Annotated in this window: 7 protein-coding genes; 3 read left to right on the top strand and 4 right to left on the bottom strand. The window is 73.5% G+C overall.

Features of this window, described 5'->3' with window-relative positions:
- Positions 1-41 precede the first annotated feature (41 nt).
- Entirely contained in the window at positions 42-959 is a 918-nt protein-coding gene (locus ABTY59_RS26430) for a MurR/RpiR family transcriptional regulator (RefSeq protein ID WP_352021532.1), read from the bottom strand.
- A gap of 101 nt (positions 960-1060) precedes the next feature.
- Between ABTY59_RS26430 and ABTY59_RS26425 the strand changes: the two genes are divergently transcribed.
- Together ABTY59_RS26425 and ABTY59_RS26420 are read left to right on the top strand one after the other, a co-directional pair.
- A complete protein-coding gene (locus ABTY59_RS26425; RefSeq protein WP_116159656.1) occupies positions 1061-1417 on the top strand; it encodes a DUF8819 family protein in 357 nt (118 codons plus the stop codon).
- 43 nt (positions 1418-1460) lie between these two features.
- Positions 1461-1730, top strand: coding sequence for a DUF4031 domain-containing protein (locus ABTY59_RS26420; RefSeq protein WP_352021531.1), 270 nt, complete (start codon positions 1461-1463; stop codon positions 1728-1730).
- A 42-nt stretch (positions 1731-1772) separates the two neighbouring features.
- On the opposite strand, the gene cpt is transcribed toward ABTY59_RS26420, so the two are convergent.
- Both cpt and ABTY59_RS26410 read right to left on the bottom strand, forming a co-directional pair.
- Complete coding sequence (gene cpt, locus ABTY59_RS26415; protein ID WP_352021662.1) at positions 1773-2294, bottom strand: chloramphenicol phosphotransferase CPT; 522 nt, start codon at positions 2292-2294, stop codon at positions 1773-1775.
- A gap of 85 nt (positions 2295-2379) precedes the next feature.
- A complete protein-coding gene (locus ABTY59_RS26410; protein WP_352021661.1) occupies positions 2380-3597 on the bottom strand; it encodes a Cmx/CmrA family chloramphenicol efflux MFS transporter in 1218 nt (405 codons plus the stop codon).
- A 413-nt stretch (positions 3598-4010) separates the two neighbouring features.
- On the opposite strand from ABTY59_RS26410, the gene ABTY59_RS26405 reads away from it, so the two are divergent.
- Positions 4011-11495, top strand: a complete 7485-nt coding sequence (locus ABTY59_RS26405) for a polymorphic toxin type 27 domain-containing protein (protein WP_352021530.1) — start codon at positions 4011-4013, stop codon at positions 11493-11495.
- 93 nt (positions 11496-11588) lie between these two features.
- Here ABTY59_RS26405 and ABTY59_RS26400 read toward each other — a convergent pair whose 3' ends face one another.
- A complete protein-coding gene (locus ABTY59_RS26400) occupies positions 11589-12317 on the bottom strand; it encodes a hypothetical protein (protein ID WP_352021529.1) in 729 nt (242 codons plus the stop codon).
- Positions 12318-12405: the final 88 nt, after the last annotated feature.

Here is a 12405-nt window from a genome sequence, read left to right as displayed (position 1 = left end):
TTTCGGTACGGCGGCGTCGTCGGCGCCGGGTGAACGAGGGGTCAGCGGTTGCGGGGGGAGTGACGGTGGGCGAGGGCCTCGTACGAGGCGGCGAGGGCGGGGGCCGCCGTCTCGTACGTGCGCTGGGTGACGCAGGTGAACAGGCAGTCCACGACCAGGAGCTGGCTGGTGCGGGACGACATGGCGGCGGGGCGCAGTTCGCTCTCGCGGGCGGTCGAGGTGGTCAGGACGTGGTCGGCGTACTGGGTGACGGGGCCGTCCGGGCGGCCGGTGACGGCGACCGTGGTGGCGCCGTGGTCGAAGGCCACGCGCAGGGGTTCTATGACGTCGCCGGTGGAGCCCGAGTGGGTGATGGCGAGGGCGACGTCGCCGGAGCGGAGCTGCACGGCGTTGGTGACGGCGAGGTGCGGGTCGCTGTGGGCGTGCGCGATCAGGCCGATCCGGAGCAGCTTCTGGGCGAGGTCCTGGGCGACGAGGCCGGAGGCGCCGACGCCGTAGATGTCGACGCGGCGGGCGACGGCCAGGGCGGCGACGGCGGCGCCGAGCTGGACGGTGTCGAGGCCGGCGGCGGTGTCGGCGAGGGTCTGCTGCTCGTCGTAGGCGAGTTTGGCGACGACGTCCGCGATCGGGTCGTCGACGGCGATGTCGGCGGTGACGGCCGGGGCGCGGCCGGACTGCTGCTGGGCGGCCAGACCGGCGAGGGCGAGGCGCAGGTCGCGGTAGCCGGGGTAGCCGAGGAGCCGGGCGGTGCGGACGACGGTCGCCTCGCTGGTGCCGGTGAGCTCGGCGAGGCCGGTGACCGTGAGGGCGGCGCAGCCGGCCGGGTCTCCGGCGACGGCCTCGGCGACCCGCTGCATGGAGCGGGTCATGGACGGTGCGAGGGTGCGCACCTTGGCGGCGAGGGCGGCGGGTGCGGGGGGCGCGTCGCTGGTGAAACTTTCCTTCACGTCATTGGTCACACCTGAAAGATACTTTCGAGGGGGTGGGGCGACAAGACCCCGTCGGTCCCGGATCCGGACGGGACCTTCGCCCTTTCCCGCGCACGGGTGACAATGAGTGCATGGACGACATCGACCCCGTGGAGCAGGCGCTGCACACGGCTCGCGCGCTGGTGCTGGCCGACCTGGTGGCCCGGGAGGTGGCCGCCGCAGAGGTCGTGTCGATGGTGGAGGACGCGGTGACCCACCGGCGCTGGTGGGTCGAGCAGTGGCCCGAGGGGGTGTCGTACGTCGCCGGGCTCGTCGCCCAGGACGTGCAGGACGCCCTGCTCGAACGGTACGGACGCTGGCCGCTCTGCCCCGTCTGCGCCTCGGGCGACCCGCACGCCCTCGACGTGGAGCCGGAGCTCGGCCCCGACCCGCACTGGGTCTGCGGCAAGCAGGGCGTGGTGGTGGCCCCGGTGGGCGGCCTGACATGACGGGAGCCCGGCGTCAGGGGCTCGGAGCGACGGGAGCCGGCGCGTGAGCCTCTACATCGACCCGCCGACCTGGCCGGGGCACGGCCGCATGTGGTCGCACCTGGTCAGCGACGTCTCCTTCGAGGAGCTGCACGCCTTCGCCGCCTCGATCGGCGCCCCGCCGCGCGCCTTCGAGCGGGACCACTACGACATCCCCTCCGACCGGTACGCGGACGCGGTGGCGGCGGGCGCGATCGAGGTCGGCTCGAAGGAGCTGCTCCGCCACCTCACCGGGGCGGGCCTCAGACGCCCGAAGGGCCGGGCCGCGTCCTGACGGGCGGGGAGCGCCGCTCACCGCGGCGGTCCCGCGGGGTCGTCAGGTCAGCGCCGCGGCGATCGCGCGGGCGCACTCCAGGGACTCGGTGTGCGTCGTGTCGACCTCCAGGTCGTACGTGACGCCCTCGTGCACGAGCCGCGCCTGCCGCGCGGCCATTCCGGCGGTCCGGTCGCCTCGGGCGATCTCGCGGCCCTCGGCGACCTCGCTCGCGCAGCGGACGCCGACCCACAGGACCGGCAGGTCTCCGAGGGCCTCGCGCCAGCGCCGCTGGGAGGCGGCCCCGCCGAGGAACACGTCGTCGACGACGATCCGGGCGCCGGCCCGGGCCATCGTCACGAGCCCGCCGGCCCAGGCGGCCTCCAGGGCCCGGAAGTCTCCTCCGACGCTGACGCCGCCGTCCGCGTCGAAGGCGATCCCGCCCTCGGAGTCCTGCATCCTCGCGGGCAGGGCGTCGACGAAGGAGTCGACTCCGAACGCCAGCCACGGATCCGGCAGTACGGCCTGCAGGCACCGCACGATCCCGGTCTTCCCGGAGCTGGACCCGCCGTTGAGGATGATCATCCGTGTCGTCACCGCGTCACCCTAGTGCTGTGACCGGAAAGGCCACAGCACTAGGCGGCCCGCAGGGGCCCCGCACCTCGTTCCCTCAGCGGGAGGCCCCGGTCGTGAGGTCCTGCTCGTGCTGCTGCCGGGCCGTGCCCGACGTGACCACGCGTGAGGTGGACTTGTGGAGCTTCAGCGCCACCGCCGCCGTGGCCAGGCCCAGGGCGGTCATGGCGGCGCCCGCCCAGGCGGTGGAGGCGTAGCCGAGGTCCGCGTCGATGACGGTGCCGCCGAGCCAGGGGCCGCCGGTGTTGCCGAGGTTGAACGCGGCGGTGGTGGTGGCGCCCGCGAGGGTGGGGGCGGCGCCGGCGACGTTGAACATGCGGGCGTTGAGCGCCGGGGCGGTGTAGAAGGCCGAGACGCCGAGGAGGAAGGTCAGCAGGATCGTGGCGACCGGGCTGGGCGCGAGGAGGGCCAGGGCCACCAGGAAGACGGTCGAGGCGGTGATGCCGGTGAGCAGCACCCCGAAGAGGTGGGCGTCGGCGACGCGCCCGCCGATCGTCGTACCGACCAGGGCGCCGATGCCGAAGAGCCCGAGGACGGCGGAGACCCAGCTCGCGTCGAGGCCGGAGACGTCGGTGAGGAGCGGGGCGAGGTAGGAGAAGGCGCAGAAGACGCCGCCCGCCGCGAGCGCGGTCATGGTGACGGCGAGGAGGACCTGGCGGTCGCGGTAGATGCCCAGTTCCCGCCGGAGGCGGGGCCTGGTCGCGGGGAGCGGGATGTGCGGGATGCGGGTGACGACGCCGACGAGGGCGATCGCGGAGGCCGCGCCGACCGCCCAGAACGCGGAGCGCCAGCCGAGGTGCTCGCCGAGGAACGCGCCGGCGGGGACGCCCAGGACGTTGGCGATGGACAGGCCGCCGATCATGACGGCCATGGCCTTGGCGCGGGAGCCGACGGGGACCATCGCGATGGCGACGGCCGCGCCGACCGCCCAGAAGCCGGCGCAGGCGAGGGCGCTGACGACGCGGGAGGCGAACAGGACGGCGTAGCCGGGGGCGAGCGCGCCGGCTATCTGTCCGAGGCCGAAGACGGTGATGAGGGTGACGAGGGTCGTCTTGCGGGGCAGCCGGAGCGTCGCCGCGGCGAGCAGCGGGGCGCCGACGACCATGCCGATCGCGAAGGCGGAGATGAGCAGCCCGGCGCGGGGGATGGAGACGTGCATGTCCTCCGCGATGGGCGGCAGGAGTCCGGAGAGCATGAACTCGCTGGTGCCGAGTGCGAAGACGGAGAGCCCGAGGATGTAGACGGCCAGGGGCATGCGGCCGGCGGGCGGGGCGGTGGGGACGGGGGTCGGCGGATCGGCTGAGGAAGGCGGCATGACATGGGTCAACGGGCGGTTTGTGCCTGTCATTCCTCGGTGACGGGAACGTCTTGGGATGCGAGACGGACGGGCCTCGGCCGGGGTTCCTTACGCCGGGTAACAAGATGATCAACTGTGCGGTCGGTTTGCCCGGCCCTGGGGTGCCGCGTGCCCTTGGCCCGAAATATTGGATCTTCACGGGCGGGGCGGGGCGTGGCATCGTCACGCTGTAAGCGGCAGTGCCGGTTCATGGGGAAGAGCCGAGTGCCGGTACGCGCCGCGACCTGGGGGAATGCCGGCCTGCGGCGGGCCGCCCTCTGTCATGCTCATGGAATAAGCGCTGCCTCCGATCGAGAGATTGCCAGGCAACCATGTCCATGTTCAGAGACGTCGGCAGACGCCGGCGTCGTCTGCGGCACGCCCTCACCAGGGGCACCAGCGCCGTCGCGCTGGTCACCGCCACCGCCGTACTCACCGGCCTCGTCCAGGCCTCGCCCGCCGCGGCCGACACCCCGCCCGAGACGGACACCGGATACTTCCGGAACACCATCGGCCAGGACCGGCGGCTCGACCGCTGCCTCGCCGGTGTCGCGCTGCACGTCGGCGGCCCCTTCATGAAGGCCAAGGCCGTCGAGGGGCTCACCGGCACCGAGGAGCAGCTCCGCGAGGCCATCGGCGACCGCGGCTGGATCGGCTACGGCCCCCTGGGCCAGGCCTCCGACGCCGACAAGGAGGCGCGAGACGCCCGGTTCGCCGCGGGGACGGCCCGCACCACGGCCCTCGACGAGGCCAACAAGCCCTACCGCGAGTCGGCCTGGGCCAGCGACCAGATGGAGTGGCACGCACCGAGCTTCGCCAACGAGATCACCCGGCACGCCGTCACCGCCCAGACCGAGCTGGCCTGGCGCCTCGGCAAGGACGAGCACAGCAAGGCGAGCCCCGAGGCCGTCGCCCGTGCCAAGGCCGTCACCGAGGAGAACCGCGGCAAGGACGACTGGGACGACTGGGCCGCGAATGACATGCTGCGGGACAGCGAGGTCGCCTGGGACTACTTCGGCGGCACCACGTCCAGCGACGTCGCCGCCTACCTGAAGCGGGGCGGCTACGCCTCCGAGGCCCCCGCCAAGGACTCCGCCGCCTACCGCATCGAGGTCGAGGACCTCAAGCAGGCCTGGGCCGCCTGCGACTGGCAGAACCCCGTCGACCCGCGACGCCGGCTCAACGAGCCCGTCATGAACGCGATGGTCGAGTGGGAGCAGGAGTACGCCGGACAGGCCACCCAGCGCGCCGCGATCATCAAGGCCGAGGTCGAGGGCTCGGTGGCCGCCCGCGAGGCCACCGACCTCATGATCCGGTCCATCGAGCAGGCCTGGTTCGCCGACCAGATCCTGACCTGGCGCAAGTACTGGACGGACAAGCTCGCCCAGGACCCGAACACCATCCTGGACAAGCCCGACCAGGCCTTCTACGCCAAGGCCGATGCCGACCTGGCCAAGGTCAGGACCGACGTCACCGCCCTCGTCGCCTCCGCCAAGGCGCAGGCCGCGACGGCCGCGACCGCCGCGCAGAAGGCCGCGACGGCGCAGCAGGAGGCCTGGGGCGTCGCCGACGCGAACCACGTGCCGCGCGGCCGGGGTCTGATGTACGCCCAGCAGTCCGTGCAGGTCGCCCGCGCGTCCTCGGCGGTCGCCGCGGCCGCCGCGAAGGCCGCCGAGACCGCGCTGAACGCCGCCACCGCGACGATCGCCACCAGTGACACGCTGCTCGCCAAGGCGCAGACCGAGTCGCACGCGATCGACACCGAGTTCCGCCGCGTCGCCGCGCAGGAGGCCGCCGCCCAGGCGAAGGCCGCCGCCGACAGCGCCGAGGCCAACGCCACGGCCGCCGCCGAGAGCGCGAACACCGCCAAGGCCGCCCGTACGACGGCCGAGGACAAGCGCGACAGCGCCAAGGCCGCCGCCGGCACCGCCGCCTCCGAGCGGGCCAAGGCCCAGACGGAGCAGGCCACCGCCGTCGCCTCCCGCGCCAAGGCCGCCGCCGAGCGCGCCAAGGCCGCGACGGCCGAGCAGCGCGCCGCCGCCCAGCAGACGACGGCGACCACCGCCGACACGGCCGCCGGGACCGCGAGCAGTGACGCCAAGGCCAAGCGGACGCTGGCCGACGCCAAGGCCAAGGCGGCACAGACCGCCCGCGAGAAGGCCGTCGTCGCCCTCCAGGCGAAGAAGGCCACCGCCGCCCGCGCCGCCGCCCTCGAAGCCGCGGCCACCGCCGCCGAGGGCACCGCGGCCGCCGCGGAGACCCGTACGGCCGCGACCGCCGCCCGTACGGCCGCCACCGAGGCCGCACAGGCCGCCACCGCCGCGCAGACCGCCGCCGACCAGGCCACCACGGCCGCCGTCAGCGCCCGCACGGCCGCCACCACGGCCGAAGGTGCCGCCGCGCGCGCCCGCGCGAGCGCGAGCACCGCGTGGTCCGCGTACAACACCTCCCTCGGCGAGGCGTCCACCGCGCACGCCGCCGCCGCCACCGCGCTCGAAGCGTCGAAGGACGCGGCGATCCGCGCGGACAACGCCGCCACGGCGTCGGAGAACGCCACCGGGCTCGCCAAGAAGGCCGAGCAGGAGGCGATCGCCGCCGGAACCGGCGCCGCCGAGGCCGTGAAGTCCGCCGGCACCGCCGCGGGCCGCGCCTACGCCGCCGGTCAGGCCGCACTCGCCGCCCGCGACAGCGCCACGGCAGCGGCCTCCGCCGCCGGCGACGCCGTCTCGTACGGCGCGCCGTACCAGGAGAAGGACAGCGCCGCCGCGTTCGCCGTGCTCGTCGGCCAGTCGGCCAAGACGGTCGCCGAGCAGCAGGCCGCGGCCGCCGAGGCCAAGGCCGCGCAGGCCGAGCAGGCCGCGACGTCCGCGCAGCAGACGGCCGCGCAGGCCACCGGGGACGCGAAGATCGCCGCCCAGGTCGCCGCCGCTGCCGCCGCCGACTCGGCCCGCGCCGCCGAGGCCGTCACCCGCGCCCAGGCGTCCGCGGCCGAGGCCGCCGCCGCCCAGCAGGGCGCGAAGACCGCCTCCGACACCGCAGCCGGGCACGCCGAACAGGCCGGGAACGACGCGGCGTCCGCCCGTCTCACCGCGGACGGCGCGAGCGACGCGGCCACCGAGGCCGAGCGCGAGGCCACCGACGCCGAGCGGCACGCCGCCGAGGCGAACGGTCGGGCCGGCCGGTCCGCCGACGCGGCCAAGGAGGCCGCGGAGAAGGCGGCCAAGGCCGAGCAGGACGCCAAGGACGCCGAGAGCAAGGCCGGCGACGCGACGGGCGACAGCACCGCCGCCGAGGAGGCCGCGAAGAAGGCCGAGCAGGAGCAGCGGGAGAAGAACGAGGCCGCGCACAAGACCGCGCTCGCCGAGGGCACCACGCCCATCGCGGGCGGCGCGGACAACTGGCCGGCGCTCGGCGCGCGCGAGGAGAAGATCCTCCTCGACGCCTGTGGCCAGACCTGTGTCGACGACTACCGCAAGGGCCTCGCGGCCGTCTCCGTGAACGTCGTCGAGTGGGCCGACGCCCACGGCGGACGGATCCTCTTCGAGCAGCTCGACCCCGCCAAGGTGAAGACCTGCCTCGCCGGGTCCGACGTCGACGACTGCCTCTGGGCGCTGGTGGACGTCCCGTCGTCCTCCGTGATCGTGGGGCGCATCCCCGCGCTCGCGCAGGCGATCGAGAAGGTCTCCGACGGCATGCGGACGATCTTCCGCGACGCCGACGACGCCCTGCGCCGGCTCAACGAGCTGGCCGCCGTCATCAGCGACGTCCGCTCCACCCCGCGCCTCAACCGGTGCCTCGCGGGTGTCGCCCTGCACGCGGGCGGCGCCAAGACGAAGGCCCTGGCCATCCAGGGTCTGACCGGCGGCAACACCGAGCTCGAAGCCGTCATCGGCGAGCGCGGCTGGATCGGCTTCATGCCCCTGGGGCAGGCCAACGACCAGGACCGCCAGGCCGGTTACGCCTACCTGGACGCCTTCGCGGCCCAGAAGGCGATCCTGGAGGACGCCAACAAGCCGTACGCGATGAGCTCGTTCGACGAGGGCATCACGCTGCACGCGCCGGAGTTCGGCGCGGACATCAGCGCGTACACCGCCGCCACCCAGGCGAAGCTCGCGGAGCGCATCGGCTGGGACGCGCACGCCAACGCGAGCCCCGAGGCGGTCGCCAAGGCCCGGCAGATCACCGAGCAGAACCGCGGCAAGGACAGCTGGCACGACTTCGCGGCGGACTTCATGCTGCGGGACTCCAACGTCAACAACACCCGGTTCTTCGGCGGCACCACGTCCTCCGACATCGCCACCTACCTGCGGCACGGCGGCTTCCCCGCCGGCAAGGTCAGGGAGGGCACGCCCGAGTTCCGCGTCGAGGTCGAGAACCTCAAGCAGTCCTGGGCCTCCTGCAACCACGCCGACCCGGTGGACCCGCGCAACGCCCTGAGCGAGGCCGTCTCCCAGGCCTCGTACGAGTGGGAGCTGGAGTACGCCGGCCAGGCCGCGCCGCGCGCGGTCATCATGCAGGCGGAGGCCGACGCCGCCGCCGCGACCCGGTCCGCCACCGCCGCCATGATCGAGGCCATCGGCCAGGCGTGGCGCGCGGACCAGATCCTGCGCTGGCAGAAGTACTGGCACGACCAGCTGGAGGCAGACCCGCACCACATCCTCAAGCCGAAGCAGGCCCTCTTCGACAAGGCGAAGGTCGACCTGGCGAACGCCCGGGGCAAGGTCCAGGCGCTGGTGACCACCGCCAAGGACCAGGCCACCGCGGCCAACGCCGCCGCCCAGCGCGCGGTGACCGGCCAGCAGCAGGCGTGGACCATCGCGGACGCCTCCGAGGTGCCGCGCGGCCGGGGTCTGATGTACGCCCGGCAGTCGGTGCAGGTCGCCCGCGCGTCCGGTGCGGCCGCGACGGCCGCCGCGAAGGCGACCGAGACGGCTCTGAACGCGGCGAACGCCACCGTGTCGACGTCCGAGGCGCTGCTCGCCCTGGCGAAGACCGAAGCGCACGCCGTGAACACCGAGTTCCGGCGGATCGCCGCGCAGGAGGCCGCCGCCCAGGCGAAGGCCGCCGCCGACAGCGCGGACGCCTACGCGGCTTCGGCCGCGGCGAACGCGGAGACCGCGAAGAAGGCCAAGGAGAAGGCCCTCGCGGAGGAGCAGGACGCGAAGAACGCTGCGGCGAACGCGCACGCGCAGCGTGCCGTGGCGGAGCTGGAGCGTGCGAACGCGGCGGCCTACCGGGCCACCGCCGAGCGTGAGCGGGACAAGGCCGCCGGCCACGAGGCGGACGCCGTCGCGCAGGGCCGGATCGCGAGCGACGCCCGCGCCTCGGCCGAGGCGTCGGGTGCGGTGGCCTCCGACAAGCGGAAGGTCGCCGAGCAGGCGGAACGCGACGCCGTCGCCGCCCGTGACAACGCCCTGGAGGCCGAGCAGCGCCGGGACTCGGCGAACGCGAAGGCGGCGGCGTACGAGGCCAAGGCCGCGGCTGACGAGGGCACGGACGCGGCCGGGGACTCCCGTGCCGCCGCGACGAGCGCCCGTTCCGCCGCCGACGAGGCCACGACGGCCGCCACCAACGCCCGCGCGTCGGCGAACGCGGCCACGGCCGCCGCCACCAACGCCCGTGAGGCGGCCACCAAGGCGCAGGGCGCCGCGTCCCGCGCCAAGGCGGCGTCGGACAGTGCCTGGGCGTCGTACTGGGTCGCGGCGGGTTCCGCAGCCGCGGCGCACGCGGCGGCTGCCGAGGCCATCGACGCCTCCCAGGCGGCGGCGGCCGATGCCAAGGGCGCCAAGGAGCAGTCGGAGAAGGCCTCCGCGGCGGCCAAGGTCGCCAAGACGGAGGCGGCTGCCGCCCGTTCCGAGGCGGCGCAGACCGCTGCCTGGGCGGCGACGACGGCGGGCAAGGCGCTCGCCGCGGTGCAGTCCTCGCTCGCGGCCCGTGACTCGGCCGCCGCGGTGACCAAGCCGGCGAACGAGGCGATCGCCCTCGGCGGTCCGTTCCAGGAGGTCGACAGCTCCGCGGCGTTCGCGGTGCTGACCGGCCAGCAGTCGCTGACGATCGCCCAGCAGCAGGCCGCCGTCGCGGCGGCCACGGCGAACCAGGCCCAGGCGATGTCGGCCGAGGCGAAGGCGCTGGCCGATCAGGCCGCGGCGGACATGAAGCTCGCGGCGCAGGCCTCGGCCGCGGCCGCGGCGGACGCGTCCCGTGCGGCCAAGGCCTACCAGCGGGCCCAGGAGTCGGCGGCCCAGGCCGCGAAGGACGCCAAGGAGGCCCAGGCGGCCGCCGGCCGTGCCGACGGCTACGCCATGGCGGCCGGAAACGACGCCATGGCGGCCTGGTCGGCGGCGACGGACGCGCAGTCGGACGCCAACGCGGCGGACGCGGCGGCGACCGAGGCGGAGAAGGACGCCGCCAACGCCCGTGCCGTGGCCACCAAGGCCGAGGAGGACGCCGCCAGCGCCCGTGCCACCGCCACCAAGGCGGAGGAGGACGCGACGGCGGCCGAGACGGCCGCGGCCGGTGCCCGGGAAGCGGCGGAGGAGGCGCAGGACGCCGCCGACCGCACCGAGAGGAGCGGCAGCGCCGAGCAGATCTCCGAGGGCGTCACCACCGGCATCGGCGACGTGTGGGCGGTCCTCGACCACATCGAGTACATCGGTGAGCCGAAGAACGTCGTCAAGGACAACTGCAACCCGATCATCCACTTCGGGGACTGCAAGATCACGGCGACCGTCACGTACAAGTCGCACACCGACGTGTACATGTGCGCGGCCAAGTGGCAGGACTACGCGACGACCACGGGCAGCTGCCCGAAGGACGACACGATCTACCTCGGTCCTGACGTCTCGCCTGAGCCCGAGACCGAGCGGCTCACCATCACGCTGACGATGACCGAGTTCAACTCGGGCATCGACCCGGTCGACATCCTGCTGGGCGACTTCATCGGCTGCGCGAAGCTGATCACCCCGGGTCTGTCGGGCGGCAGCTGGGGCGACTGCGCCTGGGCGGCCAGCTGGTTCCTCGCGGGCCCGCTCTTCCGGGCCGGCAAGGCCGCGGTGCAGGCGCTCGACGCCTCCCTCAGGCTGGGCGTCGGGTTCATGGACGCCTACCGGGCGCTCCGGACGGTCGGTCTGACCGAGGCGGCCATCCAGGGCATCCTCAGCCGGATCTTCCGGAAGGCCGGCGAGGCGTGCGAGGTGGCGAGCCCCGCCACCTTCAAGGTCGCGAGTTTCAAGGTCGCGTCGTTCGCGGCGGCCTCGGGAGTCGACGACGTCATCAAGAAGTGCCAGGCGATCCTCAAGGACCTGGTGAAGGACGGCGACCACATCGTCCTCGGCGTCAACCCCCCGAATGCGCCCGGCTCGGACGCGCTGGCCAAGTCCCTCGGCGGGCGCACGTTCAACAACGGCGACTACGGCACCGTGCTGCCGGAGAGCCTGGGGATGGGTGAACGTGCCATCTGGACGGTGGGAGTGGAGCGATCCGTCACCAATCCCAACGTGACCCTCTCCGTGTCCCTGGAGGGTGTCGAAGGCGCCAAGACCGCCGATGAGGCGCTGGGCATGCTGCTGGCGCGCGGGGAGACGATCGAGAAGAGCTCGTGGAAGGTCATCCAGGCGAGCGGCAACGGCACCGCCTGGGAGATGATCAAGCTCCGTTCGGCCCTTCGGCTGGAGTACCGCAAGTGGAACTCCATCAAGTGGTACATGTTCAAGCGCGACGCGGCGGGCAAGCAGATGTTCGACGCGAACGGCAAGCCGCTGTGGAAGGAGGTCGAGCCGACGCGCCTGACCTACGCCAACGGTACGCCGGTCGAGTAACGGGTCCGGGTTCGGACTGAGAGCGAGAAAAGGGGCCTTCCCCGGTGCGGACGCACCGGGGAAGGCCCCTCCCTCTTTTCCGCTTCGGCGCCGTCAGCCCCGCGCGTCCGCGATCTTCTCCAGCTGGGCCTTGACGACCGGTTCCGGGATCGCCGCGTGGTTCGCGTCCAGCATGTTCACGCCGTAGAAGGCCGCGACGACGCCGCCGCTGCGGACCACGGTGTACGTCATGGGGACCTTCTGCTTGCCGATGTCGCCGGTGATCCGGTAGGCGACGGTGTCGTCGGCGCCGAGCTTGGGGGCGGGCAGGTTCTCGACCTTGCCGTAGGTGAGGCCGAGGGTCTTGAAGCCCTTGGGGCAGGCGGTGACGGCGGCGCGGAGCTCGGTCATGACGCGGGTGGCGTCGGCCTCGGAGTGGGAGGCGAGCCACATGGAGCCGACGGTGGCGTTCTTGGCGTCGGTGGGCTGGAGCGAGCGGTGGGCGGTGGCCACCGCGGGGAGGTGGGTGAAGCCGCCGATCAGGCTCGCGAGCGGCTGGCAGGCCTTGGCGTCGGCCTTCATGTCCCGGCCGGCCTCGACCTCGGCCTTGGCGATCTTCTTGGCGTCGAACCCGGCGGTCTTCCCGGTGAGGGCGGCCTTTTCGAGCTGCTCGCCGTCGAGTGCGCCGAGGCGCTTCGCCTCGGCGGAATTCTTCTCGTCGGCGCTCGGTGCGGTGGCCTTCGGCTTTTTGTCGCCGGATTCCGCGGATTCTCCGCTGCAGGCGGAAGCCAGGAGCAGGGCCGGAATGACGGCGACGATCGGAAGGGCCCTGTGCAGTCTCATTTTCTTTTGCTTTCCTGGCGTCTCTCGCGGGCGAAGAACAAACGAAATGATCTTACCGGCGGTAGGAGAGCCTCCCCATTACGTTTTG

This window comes from Streptomyces sp. NPDC096079 (assembly GCF_040303145.1).
Lineage (GTDB): Bacteria > Actinomycetota > Actinomycetes > Streptomycetales > Streptomycetaceae > Streptomyces.
The sequence above is the reverse complement of the archived record's forward strand: the minus strand, read 5'-3'. Positions and strand labels throughout refer to the sequence as shown.